Annotated in this window: 28 protein-coding genes and 2 pseudogenes; 18 read left to right on the top strand and 12 right to left on the bottom strand. The window is 70.3% G+C overall.

From position 1 onward, the window contains the following. Window positions 1-9 precede the first annotated feature (9 nt). From AB0M27_RS12965 to purB, 5 genes are all read left to right on the top strand, one after another. Entirely contained in the window at window positions 10-1353 is a 1344-nt protein-coding gene (locus AB0M27_RS12965; protein WP_365720908.1) for a hemolysin family protein, read from the top strand. Beyond that, window positions 1350-2363 (top strand): hemolysin family protein, encoded by a 1014-nt coding sequence (locus AB0M27_RS12960; RefSeq protein ID WP_365720906.1) that lies wholly within the window; start codon window positions 1350-1352, stop codon window positions 2361-2363. Before AB0M27_RS12965 ends, AB0M27_RS12960 begins: the two co-directional genes overlap by 4 nt. Window positions 2364-2861: 498 nt before the next feature. Continuing rightward, complete coding sequence (locus tag AB0M27_RS12955; protein ID WP_365720904.1) at window positions 2862-3650, top strand: SGNH/GDSL hydrolase family protein; 789 nt, start codon at window positions 2862-2864, stop codon at window positions 3648-3650. Window positions 3651-3660: 10 nt separating this feature from the next. Continuing rightward, window positions 3661-4038: a DUF4326 domain-containing protein gene (locus AB0M27_RS12950; RefSeq protein WP_365720902.1), complete on the top strand. Its 378-nt coding sequence runs from the start codon at window positions 3661-3663 to the stop codon at window positions 4036-4038. Window positions 4039-4111: 73 nt separating this feature from the next. Further along, window positions 4112-5557, top strand: a complete 1446-nt coding sequence (gene purB, locus AB0M27_RS12945) for an adenylosuccinate lyase (RefSeq protein WP_365720900.1) — start codon at window positions 4112-4114, stop codon at window positions 5555-5557. A gap of 390 nt (window positions 5558-5947) precedes the next feature. Here purB and AB0M27_RS12940 read toward each other — a convergent pair whose 3' ends face one another. Both AB0M27_RS12940 and AB0M27_RS12935 read right to left on the bottom strand, forming a co-directional pair. Next, a complete protein-coding gene (locus tag AB0M27_RS12940) occupies window positions 5948-6271 on the bottom strand; it encodes a LysM domain-containing protein (protein ID WP_365720898.1) in 324 nt (107 codons plus the stop codon). 195 nt (window positions 6272-6466) lie between these two features. Continuing rightward, window positions 6467-6592: a hypothetical protein gene (locus tag AB0M27_RS12935; RefSeq protein ID WP_365720896.1), complete on the bottom strand. Its 126-nt coding sequence runs from the start codon at window positions 6590-6592 to the stop codon at window positions 6467-6469. Between the two features lie 30 nt (window positions 6593-6622). Between AB0M27_RS12935 and AB0M27_RS12930 the strand changes: the two genes are divergently transcribed. From AB0M27_RS12930 to AB0M27_RS12920, 3 genes and pseudogenes are all read left to right on the top strand, one after another. Beyond that, window positions 6623-6922 carry a hypothetical protein gene (locus AB0M27_RS12930; RefSeq protein ID WP_365720894.1) on the top strand — a complete coding sequence of 100 codons (300 nt, stop codon included), beginning with the start codon at window positions 6623-6625 and terminating at the stop codon, window positions 6920-6922. A 42-nt stretch (window positions 6923-6964) separates the two neighbouring features. Next, entirely contained in the window at window positions 6965-7258 is a 294-nt protein-coding gene (locus tag AB0M27_RS12925; protein ID WP_365720892.1) for a hypothetical protein, read from the top strand. 330 nt (window positions 7259-7588) lie between these two features. Beyond that, a pseudogene (locus AB0M27_RS12920) lies at window positions 7589-7669 on the top strand (mismatch-specific DNA-glycosylase); the annotation flags it as partial. A gap of 12 nt (window positions 7670-7681) precedes the next feature. On the opposite strand, the gene AB0M27_RS12915 reads toward AB0M27_RS12920, so the two are convergent. Continuing rightward, a protein-coding gene (locus AB0M27_RS12915; protein ID WP_365720891.1) for an IS5 family transposase occupies window positions 7682-8538 on the bottom strand; the annotation gives its coding sequence in 2 pieces (ribosomal slippage) (window positions 7682-8146 and window positions 8149-8538; 855 coding nt in all). Between the two features lie 33 nt (window positions 8539-8571). Between AB0M27_RS12915 and AB0M27_RS12910 the strand changes: the two genes are divergently transcribed. Beyond that, window positions 8572-8880 (top strand): hypothetical protein, encoded by a 309-nt coding sequence (locus AB0M27_RS12910; RefSeq protein ID WP_365720889.1) that lies wholly within the window; start codon window positions 8572-8574, stop codon window positions 8878-8880. A gap of 151 nt (window positions 8881-9031) precedes the next feature. On the opposite strand, the gene AB0M27_RS12905 is transcribed toward AB0M27_RS12910, so the two are convergent. After that, window positions 9032-9226 carry a DUF397 domain-containing protein gene (locus tag AB0M27_RS12905; protein ID WP_365720887.1) on the bottom strand — a complete coding sequence of 65 codons (195 nt, stop codon included), beginning with the start codon at window positions 9224-9226 and terminating at the stop codon, window positions 9032-9034. A gap of 9 nt (window positions 9227-9235) precedes the next feature. Further along, window positions 9236-10108, bottom strand: coding sequence for a helix-turn-helix transcriptional regulator (locus AB0M27_RS12900; RefSeq protein WP_365720885.1), 873 nt, complete (start codon window positions 10106-10108; stop codon window positions 9236-9238). A gap of 220 nt (window positions 10109-10328) precedes the next feature. Between AB0M27_RS12900 and AB0M27_RS12895 the strand changes: the two genes are divergently transcribed. From AB0M27_RS12895 to AB0M27_RS12880, 4 genes are all read left to right on the top strand, one after another. Beyond that, window positions 10329-10532 (top strand): hypothetical protein, encoded by a 204-nt coding sequence (locus AB0M27_RS12895; protein ID WP_365720883.1) that lies wholly within the window; start codon window positions 10329-10331, stop codon window positions 10530-10532. Window positions 10533-10673: 141 nt separating this feature from the next. Then, window positions 10674-11279, top strand: a complete 606-nt coding sequence (locus AB0M27_RS12890) for an ATP-binding protein (protein WP_365720881.1) — start codon at window positions 10674-10676, stop codon at window positions 11277-11279. Continuing rightward, complete coding sequence (locus AB0M27_RS12885; RefSeq protein ID WP_365720879.1) at window positions 11257-11499, top strand: hypothetical protein; 243 nt, start codon at window positions 11257-11259, stop codon at window positions 11497-11499. Before AB0M27_RS12890 ends, AB0M27_RS12885 begins: the two co-directional genes overlap by 23 nt. After that, complete coding sequence (locus AB0M27_RS12880) at window positions 11496-12083, top strand: hypothetical protein (protein WP_365720878.1); 588 nt, start codon at window positions 11496-11498, stop codon at window positions 12081-12083. Before AB0M27_RS12885 ends, AB0M27_RS12880 begins: the two co-directional genes overlap by 4 nt. A gap of 399 nt (window positions 12084-12482) precedes the next feature. On the opposite strand, the gene AB0M27_RS12875 is transcribed toward AB0M27_RS12880, so the two are convergent. Continuing rightward, the gene (locus tag AB0M27_RS12875; RefSeq protein WP_365720876.1) at window positions 12483-13427 is read right to left on the bottom strand and encodes a restriction endonuclease; all 945 of its coding nucleotides are present in this window, start codon (window positions 13425-13427) and stop codon (window positions 12483-12485) included. A 51-nt stretch (window positions 13428-13478) separates the two neighbouring features. Next, the gene (locus tag AB0M27_RS12870; RefSeq protein WP_365720874.1) at window positions 13479-13760 is read right to left on the bottom strand and encodes a hypothetical protein; all 282 of its coding nucleotides are present in this window, start codon (window positions 13758-13760) and stop codon (window positions 13479-13481) included. A 363-nt stretch (window positions 13761-14123) separates the two neighbouring features. Here AB0M27_RS12870 and AB0M27_RS12865 point away from each other — a divergent pair. Beyond that, window positions 14124-14195: pseudogene (locus AB0M27_RS12865) on the top strand (mismatch-specific DNA-glycosylase); the annotation flags it as partial. Window positions 14196-14276: 81 nt separating this feature from the next. On the opposite strand, the gene AB0M27_RS12860 reads toward AB0M27_RS12865, so the two are convergent. Genes AB0M27_RS12860 through AB0M27_RS12850 form a run of 3 tightly spaced genes read right to left on the bottom strand, consistent with a single transcriptional unit; the run spans window position 14277 to window position 16395 of the window. Further along, window positions 14277-14720, bottom strand: a complete 444-nt coding sequence (locus tag AB0M27_RS12860; protein ID WP_365720872.1) for a hypothetical protein — start codon at window positions 14718-14720, stop codon at window positions 14277-14279. A 41-nt stretch (window positions 14721-14761) separates the two neighbouring features. Then, a complete protein-coding gene (locus AB0M27_RS12855; RefSeq protein ID WP_365720870.1) occupies window positions 14762-15472 on the bottom strand; it encodes an ABC transporter permease in 711 nt (236 codons plus the stop codon). Between the two features lie 2 nt (window positions 15473-15474). Continuing rightward, window positions 15475-16395 (bottom strand): ATP-binding cassette domain-containing protein, encoded by a 921-nt coding sequence (locus AB0M27_RS12850; protein ID WP_365720868.1) that lies wholly within the window; start codon window positions 16393-16395, stop codon window positions 15475-15477. 117 nt (window positions 16396-16512) lie between these two features. Here AB0M27_RS12850 and AB0M27_RS12845 point away from each other — a divergent pair, with 117 nt between their 5' ends. From AB0M27_RS12845 to AB0M27_RS12835, 3 genes are all read left to right on the top strand, one after another. Further along, complete coding sequence (locus AB0M27_RS12845; protein WP_365721094.1) at window positions 16513-17667, top strand: histidine kinase; 1155 nt, start codon at window positions 16513-16515, stop codon at window positions 17665-17667. 14 nt (window positions 17668-17681) lie between these two features. Beyond that, complete coding sequence (locus AB0M27_RS12840) at window positions 17682-18338, top strand: response regulator transcription factor (protein WP_365720866.1); 657 nt, start codon at window positions 17682-17684, stop codon at window positions 18336-18338. 92 nt (window positions 18339-18430) lie between these two features. Next, window positions 18431-19588: an ROK family transcriptional regulator gene (locus AB0M27_RS12835; RefSeq protein ID WP_365720864.1), complete on the top strand. Its 1158-nt coding sequence runs from the start codon at window positions 18431-18433 to the stop codon at window positions 19586-19588. Between the two features lie 356 nt (window positions 19589-19944). Here AB0M27_RS12835 and AB0M27_RS12830 read toward each other — a convergent pair whose 3' ends face one another. Beyond that, the gene (locus tag AB0M27_RS12830) at window positions 19945-20706 is read right to left on the bottom strand and encodes a GntR family transcriptional regulator (RefSeq protein ID WP_365720862.1); all 762 of its coding nucleotides are present in this window, start codon (window positions 20704-20706) and stop codon (window positions 19945-19947) included. 254 nt (window positions 20707-20960) lie between these two features. Then, window positions 20961-21845 (bottom strand): RNA polymerase sigma-70 factor, encoded by an 885-nt coding sequence (locus tag AB0M27_RS12825; RefSeq protein ID WP_365720860.1) that lies wholly within the window; start codon window positions 21843-21845, stop codon window positions 20961-20963. 121 nt (window positions 21846-21966) lie between these two features. On the opposite strand from AB0M27_RS12825, the gene AB0M27_RS12820 reads away from it, so the two are divergent. Beyond that, window positions 21967-22620: an NAD(P)-binding domain-containing protein gene (locus AB0M27_RS12820; RefSeq protein WP_365720858.1), complete on the top strand. Its 654-nt coding sequence runs from the start codon at window positions 21967-21969 to the stop codon at window positions 22618-22620. Window positions 22621-22724 lie beyond the last annotated feature (104 nt).

The following is a 22724-nucleotide window of genomic DNA, read 5'->3' as shown; positions in this document are numbered from 1 at the left end:
GGTGACCCGATGACCGAAGTGCTGCTCCTTCTGGTGGCCATCCTGCTGTCACTGGCCTGCGGCGCCTTCGTGGCGGCGGAGTTCTCGCTGACCACGGTGGAGCGCGGCGAACTGGAGCGGGCCGCCGAACGCGGCGAGCGCGGCGCCCCGGGTGCCCTGAAGGCTGTACGGAATCTGACCTTCCAGCTCTCCGGCGCCCAGCTCGGCATCACCGTGACCAACCTGGTCGTCGGTATGCTCGCCGAATCATCGATCGCCAAGCTGCTCGCCGGCCCGTTCCGGGCGATGGGGCTGTCCGGCACCACTGCGAGCACGGCCGCCCTGGTGGTCGGTACGGCCCTGTCCACGGTGTTCCTGATGGTCGTCGGCGAACTGGTGCCGAAGAACTGGGCGATCTCCGCGCCGCTGGCCATGGCCAAGCGGGTCGGCAATCCGCAGCGTTGGTTCAGCGCGGTCTTCCGGCCCTTCATCACGCACCTGAACAACATGGCCAACCGTGTCGTGCGCCGATTCGGCATCGAGCCCGCCGAGGAGCTGGCCTCGGCGCGCGGTCCGCAGGAGCTGGCGGCGCTCGCCCGGCACTCCGCCAAGGAGGGTGCCCTGGAGCCGGACACCGCCGAACTGTTCGTGCGGACGCTGAACCTGGCCGACCTGACGGCGGAGAACGTGATGACCCCGCGCGTCCAGGTCGTCGCCCTCGAAGCCCAGGCGACCTGCGCGGACGTGGCGAACGCGACCAGGGCCACCGGTCTGTCCCGGTTCCCGGTCTACCGGGGCAGCCTGGACTCGGTCGTCGGCGTCGCCCACATCAAGGACGTCCTGGCCGTGCCGGCCGAGCAGCGCCGCCACCGCCGTGTCTCCCAGGTGATGCGCGAGCCGCTGCTGGTCCCCGAGTCCCTGACCGTCGACCGGCTGCTGGACCGGCTCGGCGGCAAGCGCACCATGGCCGTCGTCATCGACGAGTACGGCGGTACGGCCGGCGTGGCGACCCTGGAGGACATCGTCGAGGAGGTCGTCGGCGAGGTGCGGGACGAGCACGACCCGCACGAGACGCCCGACCTCGCCCCCGCCGGGGCGGACGAGCAGGGCCGGGCGCTGTACTCCGCCGACGGCTACGCCCGCACCGACCAGCTCGCGCGCGTGGGACTGCGGATGCCCGAGGGGCCGTACGAGACCCTGGCGGGCCTGGTCGCGACCCTGCTGGGCCGGATACCGGTGACCGGGGACACGGTCGAGGTCGCGGGCTGGCGGCTGGACGTGGTGGACGCCACGGGCCGCCGGGCGGCGCGGGTGCTGCTGCACGCACCCCTGGACGACGAGCGGGCCCACGAGACCACGGAGGGGGCGCGATGACCGTCGTACAGCTGCTGATCGGTCTGGCGACCCTCGTCGTCAACGCCTTCTTCGTGGGCGCCGAGTTCGCGCTGATCTCCGTACGCCGCTCGCAGGTCGAGCCACTGGCCCAGGAGGGCGACCGGCGCGCGAAGAGCGTGCTGTGGGGCCTGCAGCACGTCTCCGCGCTGCTCGCCGCCGCCCAGCTCGGCATCACGCTGTGCACGCTGGTCCTGGGTGTCGTCGCCGAGCCGGCGATCGCGCACCTGCTGGAACCGGTGTTCCATGCCCTCGGTGTGCCCATGAGCGCGGGTCACGCCGTGTCCTTCGTGATCGCGCTGACCCTGGCGACCTATCTGCACATGCTGCTGGGCGAGATGGTCCCGAAGAACATCGCGCTCGCGGAACCGGTGCGCAGCGCGCTGCTGCTCGGCCCGCCGCTGGTCGCGCTGTCCCGGACGCTGCGCCCGGTGATCTTCACGGTCAACGCCTTCGCGAACGGCCTGCTGAAGCTGCTCAGGGTCGAGGCGAAGAACGAGGTCGCGGCCACCTTCACGGACGCCGAACTCGCCGAGATCGTCAAGGACGCCAGCCAGGCGGGCCTGATCGACGACCGGGCGCAGGAACGGCTGCACGACGCCCTGGAGCTGGGCAGCCGGCCGGTGCGGGATGTCGTGGTGCCGCTGCAGCGGGTGGTGTACGCGCACATGGGCGTGACCCCGGAGCAGCTGGAACGGCTCTCGGCCGACTCGGGCTTCTCGCGGTTCCCTGTGGTAGACGTGGGCCGACGGATCGTGGGCTATCTGCACGTCAAGGACGCGCTGGACGCCTCGCCGCGGGACGTGCCGTTCCGGCTGCGGGACATGCGGCCCATCGCACGCGTACGGGAACGGACCCCGCTGGACGACGTGCTCACCGCGATGCGCGGCAGCCGTACGCACCTCGCGGCGGTCCTCGGCGACGACGGCCGGCTGGCCGGCCTGGTGACCATGGAGGACGTGCTGCGGGAACTGTTCGGACAGCCTGCGTGAGCCTCCGGCGGATCCGGCGGGGCTGACTGGCCGGGGCTCCGGTCGGGTCCGTAACGGGGTGAGGCAGGTGTTTCCGGAGGAACGGCCGCGAGCCGGGGCCGGGTCCTGGTCATTCCGGGGCTCCGAGCCGGACCCAGCGCCGGTCTTGGGTCATCCCCCGGCGACCAGCCGGACCCGAGAGCCAGTCCCGGACGATTCCCCGCCGACCAGCCAGACCCAAGAACCAGTCCCGGACGATTCCCCGCCGACCAGCCAGACCCAAGAACCGGACCCGGGTCATCCCCCGGCGACCAGCCGGACCCAGCGCCGGACCCGGGTCATCCCCCGGCGACCAGCCGGACCCAGCGCCGGACCCGGGTCATCCCCCGGCGACCAGCCGGACCCGAGAGCCAGTCCCGGACGATTCCCCGCCGACCAGCCAGACCCAAGAACCGGACCCGGGTGATTGCGGGGTGACCGACCGGCGGGTATGGAGCCCGGGATACCATCGCACACGCCATGCAGACGAATCCCACACCTCCCCCTTACAGCAGCCTGGTCGCGGTCGGCGACTCCTTCACCGAGGGCATGTCGGACCTGCTGCCCGACGGCTCCTACCGGGGCTGGGTCGACCTGCTCGCCGCGCGGATGGCCGCCCGTACGCCGGGCTTCCGGTACGCCAACCTGGCCGTGCGCGGGAAGCTGATCGGACAGATCGTCGACGAGCAGGTCGACGTGGCGGCGAGCATGAACGCCGATGTCATCACGCTGGTCGGCGGGCTCAACGACACCCTGCGGCCCAAGTGCGACATGGGCCGGGTGAAGGGCCTGCTGACCGAGGCCGTGGAGCGGCTGGCTCCCTCCTGCAAGCAGCTGGTGCTGATGCGCAGTCCCGGCCGCCAGGGCCCGGTGCTGGAGCGGTTCCGGCCGCGCATGGAGGAGCTGTTCGCCTGCGTGGAGGAGCTGGCCGGGAGGCACGGCGCGGTCGTGGTCGACCTGTACGGTGCGCCCGCGCTGGGCGACCCCCGGCTGTGGGACGTGGACCGGCTGCATCTGACGGCGGAGGGGCACCGCAGGGTCGCCGAGGCGGTGTGGCAGACGCTCGGGTACGACCCGGAGGACACCGATTGGCATGTGCCGATGCCGGCCACGGTGCCGCCGAACTGGGTGACGCGCCGGGTGGCGGACGCGCGGTTCGCCCGTGAGCACCTGCTCCCCTGGATAGGCCGGCGCCTGACCGGCCGCTCCTCCGGGGACGGCCGCCCGCCGAAACGTCCGGAGCTGCTGCCGTACGAGGCTCAGGCGTAACCTCACGGTCATGACCACCCGCGTGATCAACGTCCGGGGCCGGATCCACGAGTTCGGTCCCCGGCTGGAACACGCGCCCGCGGACGTGGTCTACGTCGGCCGCCGCTGGACCATGGGCGGCTGGGACCTGCCCCGGCACCCGCTGTACAACCCGTTCGCGTACGACACCCCGGAGAAGAAGCGGGACGGCACCCGGGCTGAGGTCATAACCATGTACCGGGCCCATCTGCTGGAGCGCCCGGAGCTGCTGGAGCTGGTCGAGGGGCTGCGGGGAAAGACGCTGGCGTGCTGGTGCGCACCGGAGCCGTGCCACGCGGACGTGCTGGCGGAGCTGGCCGAAACAGACGGGCCGCCGGAGCCTGCCGAGCCGACGGACGCCACCCAGTGACGCGGCCCTCGTAGCTTCCGCCGAACAGGGGCGTGGCGCTGGCCTGCACGAATCGCCAGTAGAATCTGGACACGTGACTTCTGCCGCGCCCGCCAAGCCTCGCATCCCGAACGTCCTCGCCGGACGCTACGCCTCCGCCGAGCTCGCCACGCTCTGGTCCCCCGAGCAGAAGGTGAAGCTGGAGCGGCAGCTCTGGCTCGCCGTGCTGCGGGCCCAGAAGGACCTCGGCATCGAGGTGCCGGACGAGGCGATCGCCGACTACGAGCGTGTCCTCGACACCGTCGACCTGGCCTCGATCGCCGAGCGCGAGAAGGTCACCCGGCACGATGTGAAGGCGCGGATCGAGGAGTTCAACGACCTCGCCGGGCACGAGCACGTGCACAAGGGCATGACCTCCCGCGACCTCACCGAGAACGTCGAGCAGCTGCAGATCCGGCTCTCGCTGGAGCTGATGCGCGACCGTACGGTGGCCGTGCTGGCGCGCCTCGGCAAGCTGGCCGGCGAGTACGCCGAGCTGGTCATGGCCGGCCGCTCGCACAACGTGGCCGCGCAGGCCACCACGCTCGGCAAGCGTTTCGCGACCGCCGCCGACGAGTTGCTCGTCGCCCACGGCCGCGTCGAGGAGCTGCTCGGCCGCTACCCGCTGCGCGGCATCAAGGGCCCGGTCGGCACCGCGCAGGACATGCTGGACCTGCTCGGCGGTGACGCGGCGAAGCTGGCCGAGCTGGAGAACCGGATCGCCCGGCACCTGGGCTTCTCGCAGGCGTTCACCTCGGTCGGCCAGGTCTATCCGCGCTCGCTGGACTACGAGGTCGTCACCGCCCTGGTGCAGCTGGCGGCGGCGCCGTCCTCGCTGGCCAAGACGATCCGGCTGATGGCCGGGCACGAGCTGGTCACCGAGGGCTTCAAGCCGGGCCAGGTCGGCTCCTCCGCCATGCCGCACAAGATGAACACCCGCTCCTGCGAGCGCGTCAACGGCCTGATGGTCATCCTGCGCGGCTACGCCTCGATGACCGGAGAGCTGGCCGGCGACCAGTGGAACGAGGGCGACGTGTCCTGCTCGGTGGTGCGCCGGGTCGCGCTGCCGGACGCGTTCTTCGCGCTGGACGGCCTGCTGGAGACCTTCCTGACGGTCCTCGACGAGTTCGGCGCCTTCCCCGCCGTCATCGCCCGCGAACTGGACCGCTACCTGCCGTTCCTGGCCACCACCAAGGTGCTCATGGGCGCGGTGCGGGCCGGCGTCGGCCGCGAGGTCGCGCACGAGGCGATCAAGGAGAACGCCGTCGCCACCGCGCTGGCGATGCGCGAGCAGGGCGCCGAGCGCAACGACCTGCTCGACAAGCTCGCCGCCGACGACCGCCTGCCCCTCGACCGCGACCAGCTGGCCGCCCTGATGGCCGACAAGCTGTCCTTCACCGGTGCCGCCGCCGACCAGGTCGGTGTGCTCGTCGGCCGGATCGAGGAGATCGTCAAGCAGCACCCGGAGGCCGCCGGGTACACCCCCGGCGCGATCCTCTGACCACCTCTGCCCCCTCCCCCGTTCCCCCGCTTCACCCAGGCGGAACTGGAGGCCGCCCGCGACCGTCTCGTACCGGACGTCGTCGCGGACGGCCTCCGGGTGCTCTTCTGCGGGCTGAATCCCTGAAAAATACGAACACTCCGCTCCGTGATCCAGGCACGTGAAAGGCCCCGCCCATCCGCCGGTGGGAGGTGTGGAAGACCTTGCAGGAGTCCGCGGTGTACGGAGCCGACGCTCAGAATGTGATCAACGCGGCGCTGCGGGCGCTCGACTCGCGCTGAGTGCAAGGGCCCGCCGGGGCGCCCCGGTTGTCTTCCCCTCTCGACCTACACAAACGATGATCGAGCTATCCGACGGAACGAAGACCCGCGAGATCACAGATCGCACCCATTACGAAAGCGGGACCGTTCTCGCGTTCAGTGCCGCAACGGACATGTGAGAGACGGCGGAGCCCGTACCCGCGTGACGGACGCTGAGCACCATGCCCGGGCAGATGACGTCGGGGTCGGATCCGACGACCTTGCGGTTGTCGGCGTAGAGCTGCTGCCAGCTCTCCTTGAACCGCGGCGCGATCGTCGAGAGCCTGTCGCCCGGCCAGACGGTGTAGTGGATCGGCCGTCGTCGGATACTCCCGCTCGTCCGCGACGTACGCGCGGAGGAACCGACGATCTTCTCCTGGCGGTCGGTGAGGTGCTCGTTCTTGCGGCGGGACATGCTCCGAATTCAAGCACGTGTTCGAATTTCGTGGTCACTGGGCCGCGCCCGCAACCCGACGAGCACAGCCGGCCGCCCCCTATCACGTCACCCCGGCGACCCCCTCGAACGCCGGCTGCTTCGCGGCGGCCAGGATGCAGTCGCGCGGCACCACGACCAGGGACTCGTCCTCGCCGATCGATGCGCCCAGCCCGTTCATCCGCTCCGCCTCGGGCGCGGCCCGATCATGAGAAAGTCGCCGTCGTCCAGCTCCAGGACGTCGGGGCAGTTGTTCGCTCCGACGGACCCGCGCTCTGCGGGCGTCGATCCGATGCGGCGCATGAGGCTCCTTGCGGTGACACGATCGGTGTTATGAACACCAATACGGACTGGGCGTACCGGGTGTTCGAGCCGCATGGGTCCGAGGGCTGGCGCCCCTACGGCTGCGACCCCGAACGGTGGCACGGTGCGATCGCCGCCCCCGACACGGCCGAGGGCGCCAAGCACGCCATCGGCCGGATCGTCGCCGACCTGATGGCCGAGTGGGAGAGGGCCGGCTTCCACCACGCGATGCACGTGCGGGTCTTCCTCTGGCACGAGGAAGTGGGCGACCTGAAGGATGCGGACTTCGTCGTGGATGTCCGGCCCCGGTCGGACTTCGACGCAGGGTGATCTCCGGCGCCTGAGGCTCCTCACGGTGACAGGATCGGTCCCATGGGCACCGAGAGGACGTGGGCGTACCGGGTGGAGGAGCCGCACGGCTCCGCTGGCTGGCGCCCCCTCGCCGGCCGCTCCCATCGCTGGCGGGGAAAGATCACCACCGACACCCCCAGGCAGGGCGCCAAGTACGTCGCTGCGCTCGTCGTCACCGACCTGGTGACCGAGTGGAAGGTGAACGGCATCGGCGAGCAACACGTGCGCGTGATCGTGTGGGCGCACAAAGAAGGCACCGGCCCGGACGACGCCGTCTTCACGGTGGAGATCCAGCCCCACGTCGGCACAGAGTGACCGATCACGGCCTGATCCGCGTCGAGCAGGCGCGCGGACCAGCGCGGACACTGGGGACGTGGGCAGCCAGAAGGGTGAGCCCAAGATGCGGCCGACCCCCCGCCGGAGGCCTACGCCATCAGCACGGCCCTGAAACGCTCCTCAATCTCCCAGCGGGAGGCATCGCGCCGAGCAAGCATCAACGAGTCCTGCTGGCGGCGCGTCATCGCCGGCCACAATCGCGGCGTGCCGGTCAACACCTCGCTCGCCACGGTCGCCCGCATGGCACACGCCGTCGGCATTACCGCGGAAGACCTGGAACAGTCGGGTGGCCGGCCCGAGACCATCGAGGAGCTGCTGTCGTACGGACTGGGCATCACGAACGTCGTGGCGCGGGCGACCGCGCGGGCCGACGAGCTGACCGCCGGGGAGTAAGACGTCATCTCATTTGGTGAGTCTGCGGTAGCAGATGAGGGTGCAGGCGATGCTGGTGAAGGCGAGGAAGTGCTCGGCTTTGCGCTCGTAGCGGCGGTGTAGTCGGCGGCATCCGGCGAGCCAGGACATCGTGCGTTCGATGGTCCAGCGGTAGCGGCCCAGGCGGGTGGAGGACTCGATGCCCTTGCGGGCGATGCGGTGCCTGATGCCGCGCCCGCGTAACCATCGCCGCAGGTGGTCGCAGTCGTATCCCTTGTCGGCGTGGAGCTTTCCCGGTCTGCGCCGTCGGCGTCCGCGCCGGGAGCGGATCGGCGGTATCCCCTTCACCAGCGGGATCAGCGCCTGGCTGTCGTGCAGGTTCGCCCCCGAGATTCCGACCGACAGGAGCAGACCGGTCCGTTCGGTGATCAGGTGGATCTTCGAGCCGTACTTGCCCCGGTCGACAGGATTCGGACCTGTCAGGCCCCCCTTTTCGGGGCCCGCATGTTCACCGAGTCGACCGCGCAGCGGGACCAGTCCAGCTCACCGCGGGCGCCGAGCTCGTCGAGGATCAAGCGGTGAAGCTTCGCCCACACCCTGGCGTTCGTCCACTCGGCAAAACGCCGGTGAGCCGTCGCCCCCGACGGCCCGAACGACGCGGACGGCAGCTGCTGCCACGTGCAGCCCGACATGGCCACGAACACGATCGCAGCCAGCACCTCCCGGTCACCGTGCCGGCGCCGACCGCCACCCTGAGGCCGCGACGGAGCCTCCGGAACCACCCGCTGGAACAGCTCCCACAACTCATCCGGCACCAGCCGCTCAACGATCGAAACCACGACCGACAGCCTACCGAGCCAAATGAGATGACGTCTAAGCAGGGTCATACCCGGCTGAGCCCAGACAAGCTCTTGCAGCTCATGCGGGAGCTAAACGCGTGCTTCCGGGATGGTCATGCATACGCCTGTCACGCGCTGGTGCGGGCCATCATCGACCACGTCCCGCCCATCCTCGGGCAGAAGTCCTTTCAGGCGGTGGCGAGCAACTACGCCTGGCCTACGGATGCAGACCGTAAGTACGCCAAGAAGCTGCTGGAGTTCAAGAACCAGGCGGACGACGTCATGCACCGCCAAATCCGCACCAGTCGAGGCGTCATCACGATGCACGACGTTCCCTTGCGCGCGTACATCAACGCCCTCCTGCGGGTGTGTATCGACCAGCTCCAGTAGCGGGTACTGCGCACCCTCCGCTTAGGCCATCGCCCCGCCGGCGTCCGTACGACTGGCGGCAGTGTCGAGCCAGCTCGGCCGTCATCCCTCGCCCAGACGCACCAAGAGCCCGACCAGTTTGCGTCCTGGTCGGGCTCTTGTGCTCACGAGGCTACAGGTCGAACTCGCCTGCCTTGACGCCCTGGATGAAGGCGGACCACTCGGCCGCGGTGAAGCGGAAGAAGCCATCATCAGGGTTCTTGGAGTCGCGGACGGCCCGGCCGCCGTCGGCCAGGTCGGCTATCTCCACGCACTCATTGGTACTGCCGCTGTAGCTGGACTTGCGCCAGTTCATCGGGGTGTCCATCGATACCTCTTAACTTCCCTTTGTCCCGAGTTCTTGAGCGATCCTGGCGATGTGTTCCAGGGAGTCGGCGGGGTTGAGCGCACTGGAGCGCAGGTCATCAAAGACGAGGGTGTACCCGGACACTTCCTCTTGAGTGTCGAGGTACAGGCTGGATGACAGATTCTCCAGCCACACCACGCCCGAGTCGTTGGGCACGGCGAACGACAGCACCAGGAAGGGGCCGGACAACCCAGCATGAGCGCCGACCGAGTACGGCAGCACCTGAAGCGTGATGTTGCCCCGCTCCGTCATCTTCGTCAGGTGGTCGAGCTGGGCGCGCATGACCTCGACTCCGCCAACGGGAGTCCGTAGCGCGGCCTCCCCGATGATGGCCCAGAAGCGCACCGGGTCGGTGTCGCGCGTCAGGATGGCTTGTCGTTCAGCCCGCACCTTCATCAGGGTGTCGACGACTTCATCGCGCACCATCGCCGGGTTGGCCTTCATGACGGCCCGGCTGTACTCCTCGGTCTGAAGCAGGCCGGGGATCAAGATGCTTTGAAAGGTGCGGATGTAGTTGGCATCGGCTTCCAGGCCCAGGTAGTTGGCGTAGGCGGGCGGAATGATCTGGCCGTAGGCGTCCCACCATCCGCGCTTACTGCCGTCCCGAGCCAGAGCCGTCAACCGCTCAAGCAGCTCATCATCCTTGACGCCATAGCTGGCCAAGAGGTCGCGTACATCGCGCACCCTGATGCCGAGATAACCCAGCTCGATGCGGCTGATCTTGGAACGGCTGCACTCCAGGGTTTCGGCGGCCTGCTCCAGACTTACCCCAGCTTCCTCCCGCAGTTTTCGCAGCTCAGAGCCCAGACGACGGCGACGCACCGTCGGTGTCTGCTCGGCCACCTCGTTCCTCCCTCACTTCTGTGCGACCAGTCTGCCCGTTTTCCCAAGTCAACGGTACCGAGTGATCTCGGAACCGTTCCTGGCGAACGGAACCGTTCCGTTGGAACCGTTGCGAGCGGCACGGATTCCGGTCTAGCTTAGGTAGCCCGTTACGCGCCAACGCCCCTCCGGCTACAGGCCGTTACGGCTTTCGCCACCAGTCACGAGCCAAAGGAGCCCGATGACAGGCACGGAGTTCGGCCAGACGCCGGGACTGCGGGTGCCGCTCATGCGCCGCGCCGTCCCCGGTGAGCACGGCTTCCTGCTCTACTTCGGCCGGGATGGTGAGCGCATCGAGGTCATCACCGAGGCCCAGGCCATGACGCTGGCCACCGACTTAGCCCGTGAACTGGGCTTGTCGCTCGCCCGGCCGACGGGTCACTGATCGCCGCAACTCCCCCACCAATGCGGCCGTCCCCCATCGGCCGCTGTATGCGACAAGGCCACCAATGAACGCACGGAAAGAGAATCCCGCCCCCGACCAACCGCTCTGTCTGCTCGACCGGACTGTCCGGGAGGTGGGGCCATGAACCCGCCGATGCCCTGGTTCAGCAAGCTGGAGTTGGCCTGTGAGTCAACCGCTGTCGGCTGGGCCCGCATCCACACCCGCGACACCATGAGGCACTGGGGCGTCCCGGAAAGCGTCGTCGATGATGCGGTTCTGGTCGTCTCCGAGCTGGCCACCAACGCCGTCAGGCACAGCAAGAAACCGGAAGACCCACCGCCCTGGGCGGGCCAGTCCACCATCCGGCGCTTCGTGCTGGTGCTGTGGTGCTACCCGGATCACGTCCAGGTCTACGTGCAGGATGAAGACCGCACCCCGCCCGTCATGCGCGATTCAACGGCGCTCGACTCCAACGGCCGGGGCCTTCATCTGGTCGACAGCCTGAGCAGCAAGTGGGGCTACACCTTCCCCACTCCCGACCCGTCATCCGGCAAGGTCGTCTGGGCGCAGATCGAGTTTCCCGGCAAGCCCGCCCCCACGGACCTGCCCGAGCATGAGCGGCTTCATCTGCCGCCGCCGTCGCGTCCAGTCGAGCCCCAGCTACGTGATGACCGCGTCACCAGGACGGCGAACATAGCGGCTTTCCGGGACGGGGTGATGCGGTATGGACAGCCCACCACCCACTGAAGCCCCGGGCCCTGAACTGTCGTCATGGGAACGCCAGTTGTTCGCCGGGGTGCGCATGGTGGCGCCGGGTGAAGCGACCGGCCCGCGAGAGTACCAGCCGTATGACGGCCCGCTGCCAAAAGCCAAAAGCCCGCACGTCATCCGCTACTACGGCTCGATCATCCAGCCGGACGTATTACCTCAGACCATCCCACCACCACCCATCAAGGGGGACGAGTGAAGCGCCTTGCGGTCGCTACTGCCGTAGCCGGACTGACCATCTCCGGCTGTTCATCCGGCGGCACAAGCGCCAGTACCAACGCGCGGCCGGCCGCCACCACGAGCGCCGCGGCGGGCCAGGACAAGCCGTCATCTGAAGCGACGGAAGGCATCGAGGGTGGGCAGTCCTTCGTCTACCAGGACCAGTCCGGCTACCGCTGGCGCATCGCCATCCAGGTGGGCGAGAACGGCCCGAGGGTGCACGCTGACAACTGCACTCAGGGCGGCTTTGACGCATCTCCTGGTCACACCAACGTGGCCGTCCGGCTCACCATGACCAACCTACTGAAGGACCGCAGTGAGCCCGTACCTAACCTCCTGGTCCTGGATGCCGGGAACAGCGACAACACGGTGATCGGTCCCAGTGACGCCAGTAGCTTCTCCTGCTCGTCGATGCCCAACATCGGCAGATGGTTCGAGCCGGGAGAGACCGTGGCCGTAAGCGGCATCTTCCGCAACGTTCCCGAACCCATCGGTGATGCGGTGGCCTTCTTCCACGACATCGACGGCAACCGGTACGGCCCGCTGATCAAGCTCAAGCCGTAACTCACCATGCCGGGTGGTCTCTGCTTACCACTCCCCGAGTAGGGGCCACCCTTCAAGCGGCACCCCCGACGCGGTAACGGGTCTTCTCCCCGTGAGGCCCTGAGCGATGCTCCTGCGTTGGGGGTGCCTTGTCGTGTCCGATGACGCATCCTCCGGGGTACGCCGGCCGCGCCCGATGATGCGTCATGGCGGGCGCCCCTCAACCCCGTTGAGCGGCTGCAGGACGGCCGCCAGGTCGAGGACGACCAAAGATGCAGTGGCACAGTCCAAGCACGTTCAGCGGCCTCTCATTGTGGTGGGCTGCCCGTTACGTCGACGAGCCCGCGGCCGTCATCATCCGGTCATGCCATCCACGCCGGCGGGGCGATGACACAAGCGGATGATGGGCAGTACTGCCGCCTACTCCGACTCCGAAAAGATTTTGGAGACCGGCAGGTAGCAGTGACCAGTCTGGCTGGCGTGCTTCCGCTTGTGAGTCATCAGGTCGTCCAGCCGGATGCGCTGGTCAAGCACCGCCATGAAGTCGGCCCCGTCCATCGTGATGAACGGCGTGCTGTAGGCGTACATGTCCAAGGCGTCCGAGGTGAAGCCGCTCATGCTGATGTAGAGGCCGAGGGTGTTCTTCCCCTTGCGCTCAATGTTGGTCTTGAAGATGTCGAGCAACGGCCGCCCGATGGCGTCCTTCCACCACTTCGCCTCCAGGACGTAGTGGTCAGTGTCGAAGGAGAACGCACCATCGATCTGCTCATGCTCCAGGCTGTATGACGCCCGCGGCTCCAGGTCGTACAGGGCGAACAGTTCGTTGATGAAGCCCTCGAAGTCGCGGCCTCGCTGGTGCTTGTCCGTGGCGGAGTGCATCACGAAGAAGCGTTGCTTCAGGTCTTCATGGGCCTCGATGAACGCCCGGATGGCCTGGGCCTGCTTGGCGCTCTCGGCGATGGATGCGGCGTGCTCCTCGTGCTCCTTGATGACCTCCTGCTGCTTGCCAGTCCAGCGGCGCAGCTCGGTCACGGCAGCCTCGGCCTTGGCCACCATGTCGGCACCATCGACCTGGCTTTCGAGGTTTGGGAACCGGTCCATGCCCGCGATGTCGAGCATGAGTGCCACGGTCACGTCGAGGTAGCGCGCCTCGTTGGCCCGGAGAAGGTCGACCAGTTCCCCCGACGTCTCGCGCTTGGTTCGGCCGAAGTCGAGGCGGGCCAGGAGCTCACTGTGGTCTTGCAGCATGCCGCGCACGTAGCGCTCAAAGTGGCCCTTGTTCCAGTAGATCCGCCAGAGCGCATCGGCTAGTGCGTTGTACGCGTTCGGGTTGATCTTCTTGCTACGGGCACCATGTTGCTGCACCGGCCCCCTCCTCCATACGCACTGTCACCGACCTATCACGGTACCGCGCGATCAGTTGATGACCAGCCCATACGACAAGGCTTGATCCAGTGAGCCGTGATGGCCCGTCATCCAGCGGCCGCCGGCGAGGCGATGACACAAGCGGATGATGTCAGCACAAGCGCCGTGGCTGGTGCTCGTCAGAGCCAGTAGTAGCGGCCCTCGCCTACGTAGTCCGGCTCCTGCCATCCAGCATTCTTGGGGTGGTTTGGCTTCGACAGCTTTGATGAACCGCTCTTGCCGCCACTCGTCCTTGAGGAAGCTGCCCCATTGGTCGTAGTCATCGCTCCACATGGTCCGCACCCCCGCGCTGTGCCATGGCCGCCTAGCGAGTCCATAAGTGGCGTAGTGCCACAGGATCTTCCGATGCTACGGCTGGTCATGCTCCGGACCAATACGTCTGCAACGTCCGATGTGCACGCGTTACTTGGGGCTTATCTGTGCCCCGCAGTCCGGCCGGATGATGCTTCATCGTGCTGCCGTCCACCAGGGCGAGCCTGGCCCAAGATCAGCAGCGCAGGGGGCGACGGGTCACCCGACCCCGGATCGCCGCGTCTGCCCAGGTCACGGGGTCAGTTGGGCGTCCAGCCCGGCGGCGTAACGATCATGGTCCGTGGAGGCTCCTGGAGGCGCCAAGGTGCAGTTCCGGGAACCCTGAGCGGGCTGAACGCGCACTGGACGGCGGCAACCATCGCGGAGGAGTTCGCCCGGCTGCGGCTCGCTGCGCAGGCCCAGCGGTCGCGGCCGGGGGTCTGCGTGAGGTGTCCCAGCGCGGAGTCGGGCGGGCTGCCGACGCCACGCGGCCGGTGGTCACGGCGGAGGTATCTCCGTGACCACGGCCAGGAGCCGTATCTCGTCCGCGGCGTCCCGGTCGGCGACGCCGACGGCGACCCAGCGGCCGGCCTCCGCCAACTGCCACACATCCAGCTCGTCGGTGAGCAGGCTCAGGGTGGCCCAAGGTTCCGGTATCTCCTCGCCCCGGCTCAGGCGCAGGCGCACCGTGAGCTGGCCCCACGGCGGCTGACGGCCCCAGCGGTCGTGCAGCCGCTCCGCTATGGCCTCCCGGTACGCCTGGAAATCCACAGCGGTCCGCTCCCGCACCGAGGCGTGGCCCACTCGCATCCCGTGGCTCGTCTCTAACGCCACGGTGGCGTAACCGGGTCCTGCCGTGCCCGCCCCGGACCGGCCGTGCTCCGCCGGGAACTCCCGGGCGCACAGCCGGTCGATCACAGCGAGGTGGTTCGCGATGTCCATGTGATCCAGTAAAGCGGGCACCACTGACAATTGGCGGGCTGTCAGGCGTCCCCGCGGTCCAGGGCCCATGCGCCCGCGACCAGGGCGGCCGCCGACCACAGCGCGGTCACCGCGAGCCCGCTCCACGGGCCGAGGGGGCCGTCCCAGGCGCTGTGCAGGGCGACTTGGCCGGCCCGGTCGGGCAGGAAGTCGGCGACGCCGGCGGACAGGTCGCCGATCACGAAGGACACGATCAGCAGGAACGGGATCAGCACGGACAGGGTCGCGACTCCGCTGCGCAGCACGGCAGCGAGTCCGGCGGCGAACAGTGCCATCAGCGTCAGGTGCAGTGCGCAGCAGACGGCGCCGCGCAGGCCTTCGCTCCAGGCCGGACCGGAGGTGCCGAGGACCGACTTGCCGACGAGCAGGGTGACCAGCCCCGTGAGGAGGCCGACGGCCAGCACGGGCAGGGCGATCGCGGTGGCCTTGGCGGCGAACCAGCGCCGGCGGTCGGGCACCGCCGACAGCGTCAGCCGCAGCGCGCCGCCCCGGAACTCGGCGGAGACGGCCGTCGTACCGAAGGCGATCGCGGCGATCTGGCCGAGGCCCACGCCGAAGAACACCGAGTACAGCGGGTCCGAGCCGTCGGCGTCCGCGGCCGCGAGCGCCGAGAACGCGGTGGTGGCGAGGAGGATCACGGCCAGGCCGCCGACGAGTGAGCGCAGCGTACGGATCTTGATCCACTCGGCACGAAGAACGGGAGCGAACGGCATGGTCAGGCCTCCTGGTGCAGTGCGGTGAACTCGGCCTCGGCCGCGGTCAGATCGAGGTAGGCCTCCTCCAGGGTGGCCTCGTACGCGGCGAGTTCCAGGGCGGGTAGGCCCGCCTCGGCCATGAGCCGGCCGATGTCGTCCACACGCGCGTGCCACACGGTACGGGCCCCGTCCGGAGCCGGTGCGGCGTCGAGGCCGTGCCGGGCGAGCAGGTCGTCCAGCGCGGCGGGCTCGGTGGTGCGGATCCGGACGTGCGGCCGCACGCGCGCGTGGATGAACTCCCGGACCGGAGTGTCGGCCAGCAGGCGCCCCCGGCCCAGGATCACGAGTTGGTCGGCGAAGGCGGCGGTCTCGCCCATCAGATGGCTGGAGACCAGCACCGTACGGCCCTCCGCGGCGAGCCGGCACAGCAGCGTGCGGATCCACACGATGCCTTCGGGGTCGAGGCCGTTGGCGGGTTCGTCGAGCAGGATCACCTCGGGGTCCCCGAGGACGGCGGCGGCGATGCCGAGGCGCTGGCGCATGCCGAGGGAGTACGTCCGTACCCGCCGCCGGGCCACCCGGGCGAGCCCGGTTTCCTCCAGTACGGCGTCGACCCGCCGGTCGCGGATGCGGTTGCTCGCGGCGAGGGCGCGCAGATGGTCGCGGGCGGTGCGGGAGCCGTGCGCGGCCCGTGCGTCGAGCAACGCGCCCACCCGGCGCAGGGGTTCGCGCAGATCCGCGTAGGCCTGGCCGCCGATCGTGGCCGTGCCGGAGGTGGGCCGGTCGAGGCCGAGGACGAGGCGCATGGTGGTGGACTTGCCGGCGCCGTTGGGGCCGAGGAAGCCGGTGACGCGGCCGGGGCGCACGCTGAAGGTGAGCTGATCCACGGCCCGCCGTCCGCCGTACTCCTTGCTGAGGTCGCGTACGTCGATGCTGGTCATGGCAATCAGCCTGGCGACGGCGGGAGCCCGGGTCCTCCCCCGCCGGTGGAGAGCCTCTCCCCCGCGCGGGGGAGGTCCGTTGTCGGTGCCGCCTGCGACGATGGCGTCATGGCCCGGATGCTCCGCTTCCTGCGCCCGCTGTCGCGCGGGACGACGTACACGCGCCTGTTGCATCTGTGGGTGCCGATGCTGGTGGTCAGTGTCTGGCTCTTCATCGACATGTCGACTCCCTGGGTGCCCGCGCTGGTGCTCGTCCCGCTCGGTCTGGTGCCCGCGGTGCGCCGGGGCGAGGGCGCGCAGGCGCGGCTGCTGCTCACGCCCGGCGAGGCGGAGCCCGGCATCTCCGAGGCGCCGTCGGCGACTTGGCGGGACCGGTGGCGCACGGTGCTGTGGCTTCAGCTGCGGATGGTCCTCGGCACGGCGGCCGTGTTCGCCACCGTGTGGCTGCTCGGCACCGGTTTCGAACTGGCCCGCTGCGCCTGGGGGCGGGCGCCGACCGGGCTGCCGCTGCTGGACCGGCTGCCGCCGCACCGCTGGTGGGCCCTGCTGACGCCGCTTGCGCTGCTCGCCCTGTACGGCGTGGTCGTCGGGCTGGGCGAGCTGGTCACGGTCTGCGCGCGCCGGCTGCTCGGCCCGTCGGCCGCCGAGCGGCTTGCCGCGCTGGAGGAGCGCACCGACCGGCTGCTGGAACGCACCCGTATCGCACGGGAGTTGCACGACTCGATCGGGCACGCGTTGACGGTGGCCGTGGTACAGGCCGGCGCGGCCCGGGCGGCGGGCGACCCGGAGTTCACCGACCGCGCCCTGGACGCCATCGAGGAGACCGGCCGGGCGGCCCTGGAGGACCTGGAGCGGGTGCTGGGCGTGCTGCGGGAGGCCGATCGTCCGGTGAGTGCCCGGCCCACCCTGGCCGACGCCGGCCGGCTCCTGGAGTCGGCGCGGGCCTCCGGCGCGAAGGTCGACGCCGAGGTGACGGGCCCGGTCGCTGCCGTGCCCGGGCCGGTGTCCCGCGAGGGCTACCGGATCCTGCAGGAGGCGCTGACCAATGTGCTGCGGCACGCCGGAGCCGCGCCGGTGCGGGTCCGGGTCGCGGTCACCGGCGATCTGCTCACCCTGGAGGTCCGCAATCCGCTGCCCGGGCCGATGTCAGGCGCGGGCCGGGGCAGCGGCCTGCGGGGCATACGGGAGCGCGCCGCACTGCTCGGGGGCAGCGCCCGCACCGGTCCGGACGAGGGCGACTGGCAGGTGCGCGCGGAGCTGCCGATCAGTTGATCTAGTCTGGCCGGATGCCGGTCACCGTACTCCTCGTCGACGACGAACCACTGGTTCGCGCGGGTCTGCGGGCCGTGCTGGAGGCGCAGCCCGACATCGAGGTGGTGGGCGAGGCCGCCGACGGGGCCGCGGTCGTCCCACTGGTGCGGCAACTGCGGCCGGACGTCGTCGCCATGGACGTCCGCATGCCGTTGCTGGACGGCATCGAGGCCACGCGCGTGGTGCTGCGGACGGTGGCCGAGCCGCCGAAGATCCTCGTCGTGACGACCTTCGAGGACGACGAGTTCGTGTACGAGGCGCTGCGCGCGGGCGCCGACGGCTTCCTGCTGAAGCGGGCCCGTCCGGCCGAGATCGTGCACGCGGTCCGGCTGGTCGCGGAGGGCGAGTCGCTGCTGTTCCCGGCATCCGTACGGCGCCTCGCCGCCCGGTACGGCGACGGCGACCGGCCGGCGCGTGCCGCACTGGAGCGGGCCCGGCTGACGGAGCGGGAGGCGGAGGTGCTGCGGCTCATGGCGCGCGGACTGTCGAACGCGGAGATCGCCGCTCGGCTGGTCGTGGGCACGGAGACGGTCAAGTCGCATGTGAGCGCCGTGCTGGCCAAGCTCGGCGCGCGCGACCGCACCCAGGCGGTGATCGCGGCGTACGAGTCGGGGTTCGTCGAGCCGGGGTGAGCCGGGCCGGCCGTGCGGAAGCCGGCACTCGCCGGGGCGCGCCGGGCCGAGTACGATCCGCCCAACACGCCCGCGAGCTGGAAGGACGGACGGTGGGGCAGCTGACCGGCGGCGATCCCTCGCTGCTGCGAAGGATCAATTCCGCGGTGGTGCTGCACGCGCTGCGTGCCACGGACTGCGCGACGCTCACCGAGATCACCCGGGTCACCGGACTGTCCCGGCCGACAGTCGAGGGCGTGGTCGAAGGGCTCATCGAGGGCGGGCTCGTCGTGGAGACCGCGGCCGACGAGGGCACCGCGCGCCGTCAGGGACGGCCCGCGCGCCGGTTCCGGTTCCGGGCCGAGGCGGGGCATCTGCTGGGCCTGGAGATCGGCCCGCACCGGGTCGCCGCGCTGCTGTCCGACCTGGACGGGCGGGTGCTGGGCGCGCAGGCCAAGGAGGTCGACGAGACGGCACCGGCGGGTGAGCGGCTGGAGAGGCTGCGCGGCGCGGTCGCCGAGCTGCTGCGCCGGGCCGGAGTCGCGCGCGGCTCGCTGCGGGCCGTGGGCGTGGGCACGCCGGGGATCGTGGAGGCCGACGGCACGGTACGGCTGAGCACCGCTCTGCCGCAGTGGACGGGCCTGAACCTGGGTGAGCGGCTCAGCCGCTCCTTCAAGTGCCCGGTGCTGGTGGAGAACGACGCCAACGCGGCGGCCGTCGCCGAGCATTGGAAGGGCGTGGCCGGCGAGTCGGACGACGTGGTGTTCGTGCTGGCCGGGTTGAGCCCGGGTGCGGGTTCGCTGATCGGCGGGCGGCTGCACCGAGGCTACGGCGGCGCGGCCGGGGAGATCGGCGCGCTGCATCTGCTGGGACGCGAGGCGACTCCGGAGACGCTGCTGTCCACCACCGACCAGCCGCTGCATCCGCTGGACGAGCAGGCGGTCGCCGAGGTGTTCGCGCTGGCCCGGGAGGGCGACCAGCGGGCGCGGGCGGCCGTGGAGCGGTTCATCCAGCGGCTGGTGCACGACGTGGCCGCGCTGGTGCTGGCGCTGGATCCCGAGCTGGTGGTGATCGGCGGGTGGGCGGCGGGCCTGGACGGCGTCCTGGAACCGCTGCGGCGCGAACTGGCCCGCTACTGCCTACGTCCGCCCGAGGTGGCGCTGTCTCTGCTGGGCGAGGCGGCGGTGGCCACGGGGGCGCTGCGCTTGGCCTTGGACCACGTCGAGGAGCAGTTGTTCGCGGTGGACAGCTCGGTGACGGGGCGGCGCTGAGCGGTGCGCCGTGGGGAGCGGCGGGTAGCGGTGCCGGTCGCCTTGCTGGCGCGGCACCGCCGTGGCTGGTCGCGCCGTTCCCCGCGCCCCTTGGGGGTTCGCCCCGCCCGGCGATGCGGAGTTGCCCGGAGACGCGGGAATCTGCCCACGTGGTGCCGGTCGCCTTGCTGGCGCGGCACCGCCGTGGCTGGTCGCGCCGTTCCCCGCGCCCCTTGGGGGTTCGCCCCGCCCGGCGGTGCGGAGTTGCCCGGAGACGCGGGAATCTGCCCACGTGGTGCCGGGTGCCGGTCGCCTTGCTGGCGCGGCACCGCCGTGGCTGGTCGCGCCGTTCCCCGCGCCCCTTGGCGGCCCGGAGGTCAGGAGGCCTGGCGTTCCGGGTCGTGGTGTATTTCCACGTCCGGGGAGTCGCCGAAGGTCAGCCGGCAGGTGTCGGCGCGGTAGGTGGCGACGGACAGGGCGGTGGTGCGGCCCGCGGCGAAGAAGCGGGTGGTGACGACGAGGACCGGGGAGCCGGGGAGCCGGTCGAGGTCCTTGGCGTCGTCGGCGCGGGCGGAGCCCAGTTCGACGGCGCGGTCCTGGCCCTCGAGCGTCAGGTGCTGGAGCTCGCGCAGCACCGCACGCGCGCGTGCCGGGCCGGACGGGGCGTCGATCGCGGTGAGGTCGGGGATCGAGGCCGCCGGGATGTAGAGAAGTTCTGTGGCGACCCGCTGGCCGTGGGACATCCGGGAGCGGCGCACGGTGTGCACGGGCTCGTCCGCGCCGGTCTCCAGGGCCGTGGCGACGGCGGCGGGCGGCACCGCCTGGTCACAGTCGACAGGCTGCCAGGCGTCCGAAGCGGCGCCCGGCCAGACGTGCTGCTCGATGCCGACGGCCACGCCGACACGCGGGGGCGCGACGGTCGTACCGACACCGCGGCGGCGCTGCAGCCGGCCTTCCAGCTCGAGCTGTTCGAGGGCCTGCCGGAGCGTGGCGCGGGCCACCCCGAAGCGGGCGGCGAGGTCGCGTTCGTTGGGCAGGATCTCGCCGACCGAGAACTCGGAGTCCAGTGCCTCGCTGAGCACGGTCTTGAGATGCCAGTACTTCGGTTCCGGCACCGATTCCAGCTGCGTGGTCCCCACCCTGTCCTCCGCAAGAGCCGTCGTCCGGCGGTTTTTAGCGCCCTTGTTTATTAAAGGTTGTTGCACTTCTCTGCGACCATAGGGCGGCCTTCACCCTTGGTCAAGACCAATCCTCCTTCCCCTGGGCAACGCACAGCCGACCTGCCACGGAGCGTTCATGAGGCGTTCGTACGCGCCGGTGTGTGTGACAGCGCGGCAAAGCCCCCGTCACAGGACGGGGGCTCGCGGCACGCGGGCGGTTCGGGGTGTGGGGCTCAGCGGTCGGCGAGGCGCCCAAGCTTGTCCGGGTTGCGCACGATATACACGGTCGTGACGCGGCCGTCGACGACGTCCACCTGGACCAGGCTCTCGGGCTTGCCGTCGAGCAGGACCAGCAGCGCCGGGCCGCCGTTGACCTCCAGGAAGCGGTAGGACAGGGCCGCCGCGGACTGCTGCGCGACGGCGACGAGGAACCGGCCGACCTTGTCGGCGGTGTACAGGATCCGCAGGGGCGCCTTGGCCTTGCCGCCGCTGTCGCCGACCAGGCGGACGTCCGGGGCGAGCAGGGACATGAGCCCGTCCAGGTCACCGTCGGCCGCGGCGGCGAGGAAACGTTCGGTCAGCTCGCGTCGCTGGGCGGGGTCGACCTCGTAGCGCGGCCGCCGCTCATCGACGTGCCGGCGCGCCCGCCCGGCCAGTTGCCGTACCGCCGCCTCGCCGCGGTCGAGCAGGCCGGCGATCTCGGCGTACGGGTAGCCGAACGCCTCTCGGAGCACGAAGACGGCTCGCTCCAGCGGCGACAGCGACTCCAGCACGACCAGCAGGGCGAGCGCGACGCTGTCGGCGAGCAGGGCGCGCTCCGCCGCGTCCGGGGCGGCTTCGCCGAACTCGGTGAGGTACGGCTCCGGCAGCCATGGCCCGACGTACGCCTCGCCGCGTGTCTGCACCTGGCGCAGCCGGTCGATGGCCAGTCGGGTGGTGATGCGTACCAGGTAGGCGCGCGGTGCGCGGACCTCCGCCCGGTCGGCGTGGGACCAGCGCAGCCAGGCGTCCTGGACCACGTCCTCGGCGTCGGCCACGCGGCCGAGCATGCGATAGGCGACACCCATGAGGAGAGGGCGGTGCTCTTCGAAGACGTCGGTCGCGGTCTCGGTGGTCACCGCTCCATCCCATCCGACACGCGCGGGGGCTGTCCACCCGGAATCGGCCCGTCCGACGCCGGTCCGGCTCACAATGACCGCGGACCGCCGGAAGCCGGCGGCCGGCGACGGGAGGTGGCCGATGCGATACGCGGTGCTGGGCACGGGCGAGGTGGGCCGCACGCTGGGCGGCAGACTGCTCGAGCTGGGGCACGAGGTGACCCTGGGATCGCGCGTCAAGGACAACCCGGTGGCGCTGGAGTGGGCCACGGCTTCGGCGGAGCGGGCCCGCGCGAGCACGTTCGCGGAGGCGGCCGCCTCGGCCGAGGTGGTCATCAACGCGGTGGGCGGCCGGGTGGCACTCGACGCCCTGCGGGCGGCCGGCGCGGAACACCTCGACGGCAAGGTCGTGGTGGACGTCTGCAATCCGCTGGCCTTCGAGGACGGCCAACCGCGGCTGGACCCGGTGGAGTCGGACAGCGTGGGCGAACAGATCCAGCGGACCTTTCCGCACGCGCGCGTGGTGAAGACGCTGAACACGGTCAACTGTCAGGTGATGGTGGATCCGGGCCGGGTGCCGGGTGCGCACCACCTGTTCGTGTGCGGTGAGGACGCCGGGGCCAAGAAGCAGGTGACGGCGCTGCTCGGGGAGTTCGGATGGCCGGCCGAGCGGGTGCTGGACCTGGGTGGGATCCAGGCGGCGCGGGCGACGGAGATGTACCTGCCGCTGTGGCTGGCCATGATGCGGCAGTTGGGGACCGCGGACTTCAACATCGAGGTGCGCCGGGCGGATTGACCACCACGGGAGCGAGCACGTACGGCCACTGGGGGCTACCGACCGGTAGCAATTGCTGACAAGCTGTCTACGGCGTCCGTCAGCACCCAGACGAGGAGCACCCC

It is taken from the genome of Streptomyces sp. NPDC052107, assembly GCF_040680215.1.
Classification (GTDB): Bacteria; Actinomycetota; Actinomycetes; order Streptomycetales; family Streptomycetaceae; genus Streptomyces.
This window is presented reverse-complemented; position numbering and strand designations above follow the sequence as displayed.